Raw genomic sequence first — 12,773 nt, forward strand, 5'->3', positions numbered from 1 at the left:
TGCAACAAAGTTCTTTAGTTCTCTTTGAATTTCATAAGCCATCCATCTGAATGATCATCTGACGGATACGTGGCAGTAGAGTTTACTGAACCAGCAACCCAGAAGCTGCCGTCGGAATTCATTAAAAGACCATTGGCCTGGTTACCATTAGGGCTTGCAAAAGCTTTACTCCATAACAGCTGGCCGGAATTGTTCAACTTGAACAACCAGGTACCGCCGTTTTGCTGATTTGTACCAACATCACCATCCTGAACACCGGCAATGGCAGCAAACACATATCCACCATCGGGGGTAAGGGCGATACCTGCATTGCTACTATAAAAATCATTGCTGGATCCGCCAAGCAGTTTATTCCAGGACATATTGCCATTGGCATCGAGTTTCACAATCCACAGATCGGTATAGCTGCTGTGGTTTTTGCCGGTTACGTCACCGTTTTCGCTGCCATAGCTTGTACCCGCAACAATACAGCCACCATCGGCTGTACTTTGTATGCTCAAAGGATCGTCTCCTTTATTTGAACCCAATACCTTGCTCCAGATCTTTTCACCATTGGCATTTAATTTTACTATCCCATAATCACCTCCTGAAGTTCCCAGGGATACATAAATTGATCCATCGGGGGTAACGGACATAGACCTGGTATTGCCTCCTATAAATTCATCCAGGTATTTATCCCATATCGTGTTTCCGTTGCGATCAAATTTTGTTATCTGGATATTATTTACCGGTGTACTTTTAATACCTGCCACAATAAAATCGCCGTTGGATGCAGGAACCATACTGGTGAGATATTCATAATAATCGGGCGTTCCTACCACCCGTGTCCATGCCGTATCGCCGTTACTTTGCATTTTTATGATCCACCAATCTGACCTTCCAGGCCTTTGATAACCGAAAGATGTGGCGCCTACTATAAAGCCGCCATCGCTGGTGGGAATAACGGCTTTGGCTGCATCATCCTCCGTTTTGTTACCCATAGTGCGGGTCCACAACGTATCGCCGTCGTTGTTGCATTTCACTATCCATGCATCACCGAAACCTATACCAGGAAAGCCTGTAAAATTGTTTGTTCCCACACATAAGAACCCACCTGCCGGATCGGCCGTGATCGCATTGAAATAGTTGGTCAGTTTTCCAGCCAGGATCTTTTGTGACAACAGTTCCACATCAAAGGCTTTCTGTTCAATGGTCAGCTCTGCCTTCAGGTTCAGGGAAGCATTTGCAACTTTTGCCGTTACGATAGCTGTTCGTGGCTGTCCGGCAACAACATTGCCGGCTACCGAAACATGAATGGTATCTGTTCCATGCCCCGAACTTTTACTCAGTTGCAACCAGTCGCTGCCGGAACTAACTAATAACTCCCAGTCTGTATTCGACTGTACAACAAAGTCTGCCGAACCCGAAACATTTGCGGGTATCGAAATCTTAGCTTGATAAAATTGTAAATAGGGCAACTCGGTGGTTCCAACGCCTTCTTTCTCGCAGGAGATGAATACCTGGAAAAAAAACAGGGCCAACAAAATCTCTTTCATATAAGTAGGAATGTGGGGTTTAGCCCCTAAATTATACAATAACTCATTCATCAGGGTTGTCAGTTAATAACTGTGCAATTTCAGAACATATTCGTGTAGTTTTAGCCGATAACTGTGTAAGGGTTATGCATTATATTTGCGCCTAAACTTACACTATACATGCGTTTGATTAATCTTGTTTTTAGTATGATAGTAGCCCTGGTGCTTACGGGCTGCAGTAATAAGGATAAAGAAGAGCAAAAATGTACCACGGCAGCAGAAGATGATGCCAAAATGCAGAATTATATCAGTACCAATGGTATTACAGCTACTAAACATGCCAGTGGAATGTATTACCAGATCATCGACCCGGGCACGGGCGCAACTCCCACCATTAATTCAACTGTGAAGGCAAATTATACAGGTAAATTCACCAACAATACGTCCTTCGATTCAGGAGTAGCAAGTTTTCCGTTAACAGGCGTAATTACGGGCTGGCAAATAGGTATTCCACTTATCAAACAGGGAGGAAAAATAAAATTGATCATTCCACCCTACCTGGGTTATGGATGTAATGATTACATGGGCATTCCAGGCAATTCTGTATTGGTATTTGATGTGGAATTACAGGACGTTCAATAAAGCCAACTGGGAAACCAACAAATCTATTAAACGCAAAAACCCGCTACCAGAGCGGGTTTTACAATTTCGTGGAGTCCGCCGGCAGATTGCCGAACCAATTAAAGGAATTCTTTAAGCGTATTAGTATTGGAAAACATTTAATAGATAAATTTCAGTGCATGTAATTTTGAGAATTTTCCGCTTGGCGAAGCATAAACAACATTTGTTAACGGTCTGAAATCCAATAGTACAATTGGATGGCGAGAAGAAAACCAAATATCTTATCCGGGTGAAGACCATCTGCAATTTCTATAGTTCCTTCCCATGGTCTCATACTATCATGAGAAAAAAAGTTTCCTTTAAGGGTATTCTTCAACAAAAAGACAGTTTGACTTTCTGATTTAATATCAACTATTAAGTTGGCCGTTTCTTTTCTAGTATGGAAATTACTCCAATTCAGGTTATATGATTGAGAGCCATCGTAAAACGCCATAGTTAAATAGTCACCCTTAAACAAAGGGGTCTCAACGGTAATTCTTACAAAGGGAACTTCAAATTCGTTAAGTAAAATATGCTCGTAAGATGGAATGCCCCATGATTTGTCATGTCGCTTATACCCTGCACTTTCCCTGAACTTGGCGAACGTTCTATTATAATTCGTGATTAAAGTTCCAATGAGATTACGGTCGGTATATAAGTCATACTTTACTGCGCTTGAAAATGCGAGGTTGATATCTGAAAAGTATTGATCGGAGCAGTAATATCGCTTAAAAGCAAATTCCATCTATATGCCGAAAATTGGGTAAATATTTCGTGATTGGTAAAGATAAAAAGAAAACTATTTTATTGTTGTGTTATTCTAATTATCAACTCCTATAGGGCCTTAGGCTTTATTCAAAAAAATAGTTCGACCATCCGTCAGACCCAAAAAAATAAAGCGCTGCAATGCAAGGCTTTACCTGTTTCAGTGGAGTCCGCCAGCAGATTGTCAAACCAATTAAAGGAATTTTTTAAGCGTATTAGTCCTGCAACTACATCCTATTGAACAAAATCATTTAACCCTTGACCAGTTTAAATCCTTTGCTTTTAACCGAATAACCAATCTTAAATCCAAGCATTATATTTGGCCATACTCCTTTTATTATCCTTTGTCCCTCATCCGCGTAACCTCCATGCCCATCTCCGGTTAAAACATGTTTATCTTCATCTGATGATAAAGAATTGTGGCCCTTTATACATCTGAAGCCTCCACCAACATACCATTCAAAAACAAATTTCTTTTTATGAACAATTAAATATCCGTACTTAGCATTTATGCCATAAATGTCTTTCCAGATTGTATATTGTTTTTCAAAAATTGGGGTCGATGGCAAACTAATACTATCCTTATGATCGAAATTGATCTTTTTATAAAAAACATCAAGGGATACATACTTCCCTGTTGATAATTTGTATTTATTAAGATAGTATTTTATTTCAGGTCTGATAATAAAGCCATTAGGGTGTATCATTAAACTTTTTTGACCTAAGCCATAATCATAATATTTACCCAATTCAAAGGAAAATGCAATATTGTGAGTTACTTTAAATTCTGCTCCCAGCCTGTATGAACAGCCGCCATATGTATCGATAAAGGCTAAAGGATTTATTTTAATACATATTTTATTATCGATTATAGTTGTATCGGTTTGCGCCAGGCAAAACTGGCTTGCTAAAAGAAAGGGTATAATAAATGAGATTCGCATTTGCCAATAAGGGGTATGAATGGCTAAAATAATGAATTATTGGCCCGGGTGCTTAGAGTTGACCATTTAGGTGTTCATGACACGCTACTGGTTCACAAAGTTTTGATATTGCATTTGTAAAAAATAAATGATATATAGATATCATTTCAGCTTCACGTTCATTTCACAGGTCTGGCAAGTTATCTGGGCAAAAAATTGTGTCCTCCTGCAAATTAGCCTGATTGTCTTTGGCATCGGTGTTTCCTGTTTTAATTGCCTGTTATTCCATTCAATGGCCAGCGAATCATTCGCAGCAACCATTTCCCGGGTATCGGTCTATAATCGCCTGTAGGCGCTGGTGGATCTTCACGCTAATATCGTGTAATCTTCAGGAATATGATTCATTTACTTTGTATTGATTTATTTCAGTCCGGTGCTTAAATGTAAAATATTCAGCTTCTATTTCACCCAAACCTATACGCATCAGCGCTTGTCCTGAGTTTTTAGTCATCTTCTTCCAGCCATTTTGGTATCCCATACTTTGCAGCCATCTCCTTAAAATATTCTGAGCTCTTGAACTTTTGCTTTTTTTCTTTAATAAGAATCAAAGCTTCTTCTTTTTTATCCCGGTTTTGGAAGCATTGCAAATGGAAGCCGCTGTCAAAATATTTGTATAAAGAATGGATTGTGTTAGATATTGCAGGCAAGCCTTTCACTTGTTCACCAGGCATAAGAAGCTGACCGCAAAGGGCACACGTTGATTGACCTAAAAATATTAATGCCATAGGAAGTGGTATTTAAGCTCAAAAATCGGACTTATTAAGCCCAATAATACTCAAATTTGAGCCAGAAATACAGTTGAATATATCTGAATCGGAACTATCAAAGATATTTAGGTATCATTCAGGAAATCCGAAATATTAAACGGGAAGGAGAAATTAAGCCTGGCAATAATTCGGATAACGTTATGTAGTACGAAAAACGCAAAAACCCGCTACTGGAGCGGGTTTTACAATAATTGTGGAGTCCGCCGGCAGATTGTCGAACCAATTAAAAGAATTATTTAATCGTACATATATTGAAAAGCAATTGATATATAAAATACCGATCATCTCAAAAGTTTAGGAAACCATTATGTAATAAGACTGTAAAGGATCAATGTTACCTAAAACTCACATAAGCAATAAATTCTCCAATTTGAAAATTCGATACTACGTATTATCATATCGATTAATGACAGGAGTCATTGTTCGCCATAGTTAAGGAGTTTTTCTTTGTAGACATACCAATCATTAAATAAATGACCCGAAAGATATTTCTCATTTGCGGCATCCTTTCTTCGGTGCTTTATGTAGCTGCAAATATCATTTGCGCCTCGCAATATGACGGTTATAGTACTGTGTCTCAAACAGTAAGCGAATTGTCCGCAATAGGCACGCCAACAAGACAGTTATGGGTGACTCTGATGGTTCCATATTCATTACTTATGATTGCTTTTGGATTGGGTGTCTGGCAATCTGCTGGTATAAACCATCGTCTTCGGATAGTAGGAATTATATTCATTGTTAATTCAGTCATTGGCTTCTTCTGGCCGCCAATGCACCAAAGGGAGGTTTTAGCTTCTGGCGGGGGTACGCTGACCGACACGCTGCACATTGTTTTTACAATAGTGACTGTTCCGCTTATGATGCTTGCAATAGTATTCGGCGCTGCCGCATTGGGGAAGCGATTCCGTTTGTATTCCATTATCACCCTGGTAATCCTCATCGGTGCAGGTGCAATGACAGGAATCGATGGTCCTAAAATTTCAGCCAACCAGCCCACACCGTGGATAGGGATTTGGGAGCGTATCAACATTGGCATTTTCTTATTCTGGATTGTAGTGCTTGCAATTGTTCTCTTGCGGGCAGAAAAAAGAGAAGGCTCATTAATTATTGACAATAATGATGCTCGAAGAAAGAAAGTGATGCTTAACGAACAACCGTCTAAAATAAAACATACAATTTAATTCACTAATTCAATTGATAAGTATCTGGAGATTTATTATTCACTTTTTTAAAAAATAGTCAGAACAACTCAGATGGACACTATCAAATTAATCATTCAAATTCCTGCTGCTGTTTCAGCCTCGTTGGCTGCACTGATGAGTGTTCTGGTTTTTATTCGGTTGAGTTGGCCTGCACCAGCTTTATGGTTTTTAAAACTGTATGTTTCTGCGCTATCACCGTTGCTTGCTTTAATTGGTGTACTGAGCATTGTTGTGGGACTGGTGACCGATTCGGCCTTGATCGGTGTGATTGGTATTTATGATTTTCTTATTTATATAATTCATATATATTTAGTTTCCCGCCCAGCCGATTCTTCAACCAGCTTTGAAAAAGTTTTTGGCTCGTATTGGGAAAATCATATAGGCACCGGACTAAAAAAACATTTTCTTCCCAGACGTACCGTATTACGATTACCCGTCGTGTCTAATCCACGTCTGGAACAAAACATTGCGTTTGTACTTATCCCCGGCACCGACCGAAAACTTTTATGTGATATGTGGCAGCCGCACCCCACCATTACGCCTTCAGGTCTGGCTTTTATTTATCTGCATGGCGCCGCATGGTATATGCTCGACAAAGATTTAGGTACTCGCCCTTTCTTCAGTGTTGGGCGGGCATCCTGATGAATGCCCGGACATCTACGCTTTTTTCTCACCCGTCACTCATGTAAATACGCACTGCCCACCCACGTTGCTAATACATGGTGAAGACGACACAATGGCTCCGGTAAAAGCAACCCGCGTTTTGTGTAAGCGCTTGGCAGAGGAAAAAGTTCAAACCGTCATGCATATTTTGCCACAGACTGACCACGCTTTTGACCTCATACTCCCCAAAATATCTCCCTCAGCACATAACGCATTTTATGATGTAGAACGCTTTCTTGCGCTAATGGCAGGAAAACAGAAAGCTAAAGAAGAACAACAGAAACCAGGATCGGTGTAGTCGCAAAGGGACAACGGTGGCGATTTTCACCAAAATCTTGTCCTTTCTCATCTTTTGAGGTGACCCAGGTCATTTTATCAACTTTGGAATATTACTAACTTTTTAGAAATAATTTTTTCTATAAAATCCAGGACTTCAAAGTTAATTGCGGCTTGGCATAAAGCTCACCCAATGCCAAAGAATCCAGGCTTTGAGCAAAGAGTAAAGTGGCATCCCGAACAGCAGAAACATTGCGGGTGCAGAAAAATTTCGGGAAAGCTGGCAGAAGAAATGAAAAAAAGGGAATAAAATTCTAATGCTGTAAAAATGGATAATGGCAGCGGCAAGATTATTTTATCATTATCAATACTGTTATCGATATTGATAGCAGGAGCAAGCAGTATTGGCATGTCTACTCCCGGGTTTTATGCAAAGGAAACATTTAACTGGCAAGTACAATCTGTGGGCCAGGATATGATCGATCTTTTTATGATCGTGCCTGTATTGATTATTACTGCAATACTTGATTATAGAAATAATTATGTTGGGGGCTTGTTGTGGGCGGGAGTAATAGTATATATACTTTATACTTTCATCATTTTTAGCTTTGATATTCATTTCAACCGGTTGTTTGTAGTTTATTGTTTAATACTTGGCCTCTCCTTTTATTCATTGGCCTGGTTTATTTATCGCAGGATTAAAAGCCCGTTTATTATCGGTATTAAGAAAACCGCCGTCACCAGAATAACCGGAATCTTTTTAATTGTTCTTTCACTATCATTTTATCTCCTGTGGCTTTCCAAGGTTATTCCAGGAATAATTAAGAATACAGCCCCAAAGGAACTGATAGAAACCGGCTTGATGACCAACCCTGTTCAGGTTATTGACCTTTCTGTCCTACTCCCCGGAATTTTCATAACGGGCTTGTGGATCCTGAGTGGAAAGCCGAGAGGGTTTCTTTTTACAATAATTATACTGACATTTCTTGTTCTGATGAATATCACGATTGGATGGCTGGCCTTCATGATGAAGCAAAAAGGGCTTGAATCAAGCCTGTTGGTAGCAATAATGATGGCAGTTCCTAGCCTGATGAGTTTTGTACTTCTTTTATGGAATATTAAACAGGTTAAAATCAAAACAACATGAAAGGTTTCGAAAATCAAACCTACCTGCTCATGTATATTATTTCCAACGTGGTGGCATTGTTGATACTTTGGGCAGCATGGAAACAACCGAGAATCGCAAGGCTAATGTTCTTCCTTTTGTTTAGCTGGGCAAGCTGGATTAATTGGACGACTGCTTTGCACAATCCACAATTCTACATAGAGTACGCCGATCTTAGCTTTCTCGATATATACAAGCAATTTATCCGTGGTTGGTTTAGCAGGCATGTGACTGAAATTGTTGGTTTCATTGCTATTTGCCAGGCCTTGATCGCTGTATCTATGCTGCTCAAAGGCTCGGTTTTGAAAACGGGAGCCATCGGCGCAATTATTTTCCTGCTAGCCATTGCACCATTGGGTGTAGGATCTGCATTTCCTTTTTCAATCATTGCTTCATTTGCGTTGTATCTTATTCTGAGAAATAGAGCAAATAACTATTTCTGGATCAATTTTAAATCAAGAACTGTATGACGATAGTAATTCTTCTGATTATAGTCGCAGTGTATAATTTCTTCATTCTTCCCTGGTTAATGCATTGGGGAGCTACAAAAGACGAGTTTAATCGAACATTGCCCGGTGATGAATTGGTAGTAGATAAGGATTATAAAAATACGCTGACAGATACTATTAATGCTTCACCTTCACAAATCTGGCCGTGGGTTGTTCAAATGGGTGTACACAAAGCCGGTTTCTACTCTTATACATGGCTTGAAAATATTTTTGGCTGCAAACTACACAATGCTGATCGCATTCATCATGAATGGCAGGACACACAACCTGGATATAACGAAGGTGTTTGCCAAGCTGCTGAAAAGAAAGGTATGCCGGGATGGATAGTGACTATTGTTGAACCGGGCAAGGCCTTTGTATGGAAGGGAAAGGATGCGGACTGGATGATGGGAGTCTATATTGATTCAATCAATGAAAATACCTCAAGGATTATTACAAGGCAACAGTTCAAAATGCCAAAACGCTGGAGTTTTAAATGGATAATGGAAAAGGTTTGGTTCAGTTGGGCACACTGTATCATGCAGCGGGGAATGATCATGGGAATCAAGAAGAGAGTGGAAAGCAAACTGATAAAAGAAAGATCAATTTAAATTGCTTTGAATAAAACAATTTATAAAATTGGGTTTTGGGCAGGACTTTTTGCCTTTGCCTCAACAACAGCTTATGTTCTTGTTCAGGTATTGCAGGTGATTGGCGTTCTTGATTATCCATTGGACGAAATTTTGATATACGGAACCTCACTTTGCATTGTTATCCCATTTGTTCTTGAAATTCTTGCATTTCATTATGCAACAGCAGACGAAAAAAAGTTCTGGAGCCATGCCGCTCTTATCTTTTCTATTATCTATTCTGTATTTGTTACGGCAAATTATGTTGTTCAATTGGCAACAGTTATACCCATGAAACAAAAAGGCGCAGCAGATAAAATTCGCATTCTTGAACAAACACCTCATTCTTTATTTTGGGACTTCGATGCATTAGGATACATTTTTATGGGATTAGCAATGCTAATCGCTATTCCTGTATTTGAGAAACAAGGTTTTCAGAAATGGGTTAGAATTTCGTTTTTGGCAAATGCCTTTGTAACGCCACTGATCACATTCGTATATTTCTACCCGACCTATTCAGAAAGTCTGCTTTTTCTTGGTTTTCCCTGGGGAATTACGGCACCTCTTGCAATGCTTATGCTTGCAATTATGTTAAGGAAGAACTATAAAACAAGAAGAGCATGAACAGGAGAAAATTTTTAGGTATAGCAGGAGGCTCTGTTTTGGTCGCCGGAGGAGTATATTATCTCCTGAGTGACAAGCAAAATTTTATCAGGAAAGATATTAAACCATATTTATCCAAAAAGTCTCCCCTTCGTCCAGTTGAAAGAGAGATCTTATGGCTTGCATCCCTGACACCAAGTGGTCATAATACTCAGCCCTGGGTCGTAAAATACATTGAACCTTATCATTGGATTGTGGGTAATGATACTTCAGTTTCTGATCTGGTTGAAACAGGCAGGCGTATGCAAAGACTTTTTTTGAAAGTGAGACAGAAAGGAATCGCATTACATCCCATGACACAAATACTTGAAGAAGCGCAAACAAGGCAAGTCATAAATCAATCAATTGGCATTACGGATAAAATACAGTTCTTGTTACGAACAGGGTATGTAAATAATTACCCTGGTTCTGTTTCACTCAGACGACCGGTTGACTGGTTTGTTAAATAGTAACTTGCTTCCTCGTTCTAGAAAAGCATTAGCGATCTTTTCAACAGCGTTCTCACCCTCTTCACTTATTATGTTATTGCCATCCTTTTCTTCAGCAATAAAAGCCTGTAAAAAAGCTACTATTTCGGCAGTTGTTCCCATGGGAACAAACCGGGCAGTCATTTCGTATAAAATCGAACGATCACGCTGAATAAGATTATTTAAGGTGGCCAAGGCAACCCCTTCAGGTTGCTTTTCTATTATCTGCTCTAAACGTGTGGCATAATCTGTTAGTGAAAAGAGTGAGGGCTTACTCTTGAAGTACTTCATTTTTTCGCTTCTACTCATAATTATTGATTAATCACGGCAAAATATGAAAACAAGGCAAATCCGATTCCTAAACCCCAAAATATTGATGGCAATTAAATTTAGGTTATAGCAGATGACTGTGTATAGACGAGAACCAATTAAAGGATTTCTTTAAGCGTATTCATAGTTTAAAACAATTAATAGATAAAATATCGTTCATACCCAAAGTGTAGAAAACCACTATGCAGTAAGGCTGTGACAAGGCAGTTAACGGGCGGCGATGTCATCATGCTTTGCCTGTTTACAGGCTGCCATAATGAGAAAGCAGGAACCAGTGACCAGGATATACCCTTTCATACGCGTAGTTTAAGAACTAAAAGATACAAAAATATTACCGGTACTGCCCGCCCGTGATCCAGGGTTCTTTATTTTGCTCATACATAACTTTGTGACCTTTATCACGTTTGCATGCGCCCAGTGTTTATCAAATTTGTATTTAAAATAAACACAAAGCATGAAAGGAAAAAAGACGCGTTACTGGTTGGCCAAAGTATTTATCAGTTTGTTTATATTTTTTAGTGCATACTATTCTTATTCGCATGCCGCTTACCTGCGACAATTAGGCTTTCCTGATTACTTCCGAATAGAATTGGTAACGGCCAAATGTATTGGCGGCATTTTATTACTGATGCCGCAAACAGGCAGATATGTGAAAGAGTGGATCTATGCAGGCTTCTGTATTTGCATGGTTTCAGCTTTTATAGCACATGCCTGCAGCCATGATCCTGTGTCCAGATTAATATTTGTTGGGGTTGATTTCGTTTTGATCCTCTTATGTATCAGGTATGTAAGGAAATATGAATACGGCCTGTAGCACCTGCTGTCTGTTGCGTATGCACGATCTTCTTAGCAAAATGAAAAAGAAATCGAACCGTTTACAGTTACTGTATTAAATAAAACCGCCCGTCTATGCTTTAGCAAGACGAGCGATTTTGTTTCCGTAAACCGTAAAACCGTACTTTTCCTAATCCGTGATATTGTATAATTTGGCTATTTCGGTGTAAGGCAGCTTCTTCAGGTCTGTAATGCTACGGCCCTGAACCATACCAGGGATCAGCACATACCGGATGGCCGATCCGCTACCATTAATTTGATCTTTATTATACCAACTTGTTACTAAATAGGACAGGTAATTTTCTTTGAATACAAACCCTGGAGAAAAGTAAAAAACGCCTCCGGTAGTATCAGTCTCTCTTATTTGATTCTCATAGTCTTTATCTACAGAAACAATTACACCATTCCTGTTTTTATAATACATCAAAACGATTCCTTTATTCACGATATCAGCAGTTAATGCGGTTGCAGGTAATAACTGCTTATAATTAAATATTTGCTCTTCGTCCAGTTTTTTTGCTGTATCCGACACGTTCACCTTGATCCAGGAAGAATAAATAGCACCGGCCCCGCTGCATACATACTTTGTTTGAGTGGTTGTAACCTCGTTGTCTTCCAGTGTTCCGTTATTATTGGCATCTATCCCTGTTTCGAATTTTGTGCCTCCATAGGTGCAATTTGCACCTGCCGGCTCTTTTGTAGTTCTGGTTAAAGCCGTTTTACCGTCTTTTCCATTTGAACCATCTTTGGAGCAACTGAACAGAATAAGGGTCGTCGAACATAAAAACATTAAAGAAAAAATCTTCATTTTCATAAAGTACACAAATTGATTTCGCGCAAAAGTGGAATAATAAATGAGACTTCTTTTTAGTAATAATTGGATATGAATAATTCGTTATTTACTCTTAGTAGTATGGTTCATAGTTAATGGTGACATTAGCTATTCATTCTTCAAACTATTGACCGGATTTACAATAGCTATTTTTATTGATTGAAAACTGACGGTACAAATAGCAATCAGGAGGGTAAGCACACCTGTTAAAACAAACATCCACCATTGGATAGAAATTCGCCATGAATAATTTTGCAGCCAAATATGAGTTGACCACCAGGCGATAGGCGTGGCCAGTAAAAAAGCAATAACTATTGGCTTAACAAATTCCTTATTTATCAGTACCAGCACGCTGCCAACACTTGCCCCCAACACTTTGCGTATGCCGATTTCTTTGGTGCGCCGCTTAATGACCAACGATACCATGCCAAACAAACCCATACAAGACAATAGAACAGAAATAGTGGCCCCCAGCGTCAACAAATTTGCCAATGACTGTTCGGAGCGATACAACCGGTCAATATTTTCATCTATATAA

General features: G+C 39.3%; 17 protein-coding genes. 10 read left to right on the forward strand and 7 right to left on the reverse strand.

The window, feature by feature from the left end; all coding sequences use genetic code 11:
• Positions 1–14: 14 nt before the first annotated feature.
• On the reverse strand, positions 15–1,535 hold the full coding sequence (locus NIAKO_RS22730) for a BACON domain-containing protein (RefSeq protein ID WP_165761316.1): 1,521 nt from the start codon (positions 1,533–1,535) through the stop codon (positions 15–17).
• Positions 1,536–1,694: 159 nt separating this feature from the next.
• On the opposite strand from NIAKO_RS22730, the gene NIAKO_RS22735 reads away from it, so the two are divergent.
• Complete coding sequence (locus tag NIAKO_RS22735) at positions 1,695–2,156, forward strand: FKBP-type peptidyl-prolyl cis-trans isomerase (RefSeq protein WP_014220802.1); 462 nt, start codon at positions 1,695–1,697, stop codon at positions 2,154–2,156.
• A gap of 205 nt (positions 2,157–2,361) precedes the next feature.
• On the opposite strand, the gene NIAKO_RS22740 is transcribed toward NIAKO_RS22735, so the two are convergent.
• The 3 genes from NIAKO_RS22740 to NIAKO_RS22750 all read right to left on the reverse strand — a co-directional run bounded on the left by NIAKO_RS22740 (position 2,362) and on the right by NIAKO_RS22750 (position 4,644).
• The gene (locus tag NIAKO_RS22740) at positions 2,362–2,919 is read right to left on the reverse strand and encodes a hypothetical protein (RefSeq protein WP_014220803.1); all 558 of its coding nucleotides are present in this window, start codon (positions 2,917–2,919) and stop codon (positions 2,362–2,364) included.
• A gap of 271 nt (positions 2,920–3,190) precedes the next feature.
• Positions 3,191–3,880 (reverse strand): DUF3575 domain-containing protein, encoded by a 690-nt coding sequence (locus NIAKO_RS22745; RefSeq protein ID WP_014220804.1) that lies wholly within the window; start codon positions 3,878–3,880, stop codon positions 3,191–3,193.
• A 482-nt stretch (positions 3,881–4,362) separates the two neighbouring features.
• Positions 4,363–4,644, reverse strand: a complete 282-nt coding sequence (locus NIAKO_RS22750) for a hypothetical protein (protein WP_014220805.1) — start codon at positions 4,642–4,644, stop codon at positions 4,363–4,365.
• Positions 4,645–5,159: 515 nt separating this feature from the next.
• On the opposite strand from NIAKO_RS22750, the gene NIAKO_RS22755 reads away from it, so the two are divergent.
• The 8 genes from NIAKO_RS22755 to NIAKO_RS22790 all read left to right on the forward strand — a co-directional run bounded on the left by NIAKO_RS22755 (position 5,160) and on the right by NIAKO_RS22790 (position 10,221).
• The gene (locus NIAKO_RS22755) at positions 5,160–5,867 is read left to right on the forward strand and encodes a DUF998 domain-containing protein (RefSeq protein WP_014220806.1); all 708 of its coding nucleotides are present in this window, start codon (positions 5,160–5,162) and stop codon (positions 5,865–5,867) included.
• Between the two features lie 72 nt (positions 5,868–5,939).
• Positions 5,940–6,530, forward strand: a complete 591-nt coding sequence (locus NIAKO_RS39165) for a hypothetical protein (protein ID WP_014220807.1) — start codon at positions 5,940–5,942, stop codon at positions 6,528–6,530.
• Complete coding sequence (locus NIAKO_RS39800) at positions 6,511–6,849, forward strand: alpha/beta hydrolase (protein ID WP_081195991.1); 339 nt, start codon at positions 6,511–6,513, stop codon at positions 6,847–6,849. The genes NIAKO_RS39165 and NIAKO_RS39800 overlap by 20 nt, the downstream gene beginning before the upstream one ends.
• A gap of 306 nt (positions 6,850–7,155) precedes the next feature.
• Complete coding sequence (locus NIAKO_RS22770) at positions 7,156–7,974, forward strand: hypothetical protein (protein WP_014220808.1); 819 nt, start codon at positions 7,156–7,158, stop codon at positions 7,972–7,974.
• A complete protein-coding gene (locus NIAKO_RS22775; RefSeq protein ID WP_014220809.1) occupies positions 7,971–8,462 on the forward strand; it encodes a hypothetical protein in 492 nt (163 codons plus the stop codon). The genes NIAKO_RS22770 and NIAKO_RS22775 overlap by 4 nt, the downstream gene beginning before the upstream one ends.
• The gene (locus tag NIAKO_RS37085) at positions 8,459–9,091 is read left to right on the forward strand and encodes a hypothetical protein (protein WP_014220810.1); all 633 of its coding nucleotides are present in this window, start codon (positions 8,459–8,461) and stop codon (positions 9,089–9,091) included. The genes NIAKO_RS22775 and NIAKO_RS37085 overlap by 4 nt, the downstream gene beginning before the upstream one ends.
• 6 nt (positions 9,092–9,097) lie before the next feature.
• Positions 9,098–9,733: a hypothetical protein gene (locus tag NIAKO_RS22785; protein WP_014220811.1), complete on the forward strand. Its 636-nt coding sequence runs from the start codon at positions 9,098–9,100 to the stop codon at positions 9,731–9,733.
• The gene (locus NIAKO_RS22790; protein WP_014220812.1) at positions 9,730–10,221 is read left to right on the forward strand and encodes a nitroreductase family protein; all 492 of its coding nucleotides are present in this window, start codon (positions 9,730–9,732) and stop codon (positions 10,219–10,221) included. The genes NIAKO_RS22785 and NIAKO_RS22790 overlap by 4 nt, the downstream gene beginning before the upstream one ends.
• Here NIAKO_RS22790 and NIAKO_RS22795 read toward each other — a convergent pair.
• Positions 10,186–10,548 (reverse strand): hypothetical protein, encoded by a 363-nt coding sequence (locus NIAKO_RS22795; RefSeq protein ID WP_014220813.1) that lies wholly within the window; start codon positions 10,546–10,548, stop codon positions 10,186–10,188. The genes NIAKO_RS22790 and NIAKO_RS22795 overlap by 36 nt on opposite strands.
• Positions 10,549–11,023: 475 nt before the next feature.
• On the opposite strand from NIAKO_RS22795, the gene NIAKO_RS22800 reads away from it, so the two are divergent.
• A complete protein-coding gene (locus NIAKO_RS22800) occupies positions 11,024–11,383 on the forward strand; it encodes a DoxX family protein (RefSeq protein WP_014220814.1) in 360 nt (119 codons plus the stop codon).
• Between the two features lie 150 nt (positions 11,384–11,533).
• Here NIAKO_RS22800 and NIAKO_RS22805 read toward each other — a convergent pair whose 3' ends face one another.
• Both NIAKO_RS22805 and NIAKO_RS22810 read right to left on the reverse strand, forming a co-directional pair.
• A complete protein-coding gene (locus tag NIAKO_RS22805; RefSeq protein ID WP_014220815.1) occupies positions 11,534–12,217 on the reverse strand; it encodes a DUF7151 family protein in 684 nt (227 codons plus the stop codon).
• A gap of 126 nt (positions 12,218–12,343) precedes the next feature.
• On the reverse strand, positions 12,344–12,748 hold the full coding sequence (locus NIAKO_RS22810; protein ID WP_041347170.1) for an ABC transporter permease: 405 nt from the start codon (positions 12,746–12,748) through the stop codon (positions 12,344–12,346).
• Positions 12,749–12,773: the final 25 nt, after the last annotated feature.

It is taken from the genome of Niastella koreensis GR20-10 (assembly GCF_000246855.1).
GTDB classification, from domain to species: Bacteria; Bacteroidota; Bacteroidia; order Chitinophagales; family Chitinophagaceae; genus Niastella; species Niastella koreensis.

Excerpts from the sequence above, each read along its gene's own strand:
- NIAKO_RS22730 (WP_165761316.1), bottom strand. The coding sequence starts at position 1,535 with ATGAAAGAGATTTTGTTGGCCCTGTTTTTTTTCCAGGTATTCATCTCC.
- NIAKO_RS22735 (WP_014220802.1), top strand. The coding sequence starts at position 1,695 with ATGCGTTTGATTAATCTTGTTTTTAGTATGATAGTAGCCCTGGTGCTT.
- NIAKO_RS22740 (WP_014220803.1), bottom strand. The coding sequence starts at position 2,919 with ATGGAATTTGCTTTTAAGCGATATTACTGCTCCGATCAATACTTTTCA.
- NIAKO_RS22745 (WP_014220804.1), bottom strand. The coding sequence starts at position 3,880 with ATGCGAATCTCATTTATTATACCCTTTCTTTTAGCAAGCCAGTTTTGC.
- NIAKO_RS22750 (WP_014220805.1), bottom strand. The coding sequence starts at position 4,644 with ATGGCATTAATATTTTTAGGTCAATCAACGTGTGCCCTTTGCGGTCAG.
- NIAKO_RS22755 (WP_014220806.1), top strand. The coding sequence starts at position 5,160 with ATGACCCGAAAGATATTTCTCATTTGCGGCATCCTTTCTTCGGTGCTT.
- NIAKO_RS39165 (WP_014220807.1), top strand. The coding sequence starts at position 5,940 with ATGGACACTATCAAATTAATCATTCAAATTCCTGCTGCTGTTTCAGCC.
- NIAKO_RS22770 (WP_014220808.1), top strand. The coding sequence starts at position 7,156 with ATGGATAATGGCAGCGGCAAGATTATTTTATCATTATCAATACTGTTA.
- NIAKO_RS22775 (WP_014220809.1), top strand. The coding sequence starts at position 7,971 with ATGAAAGGTTTCGAAAATCAAACCTACCTGCTCATGTATATTATTTCC.
- NIAKO_RS37085 (WP_014220810.1), top strand. The coding sequence starts at position 8,459 with ATGACGATAGTAATTCTTCTGATTATAGTCGCAGTGTATAATTTCTTC.
- NIAKO_RS22790 (WP_014220812.1), top strand. The coding sequence starts at position 9,730 with ATGAACAGGAGAAAATTTTTAGGTATAGCAGGAGGCTCTGTTTTGGTC.
- NIAKO_RS22795 (WP_014220813.1), bottom strand. The coding sequence starts at position 10,548 with ATGAGTAGAAGCGAAAAAATGAAGTACTTCAAGAGTAAGCCCTCACTC.
- NIAKO_RS22800 (WP_014220814.1), top strand. The coding sequence starts at position 11,024 with ATGAAAGGAAAAAAGACGCGTTACTGGTTGGCCAAAGTATTTATCAGT.
- NIAKO_RS22805 (WP_014220815.1), bottom strand. The coding sequence starts at position 12,217 with ATGAAAATGAAGATTTTTTCTTTAATGTTTTTATGTTCGACGACCCTT.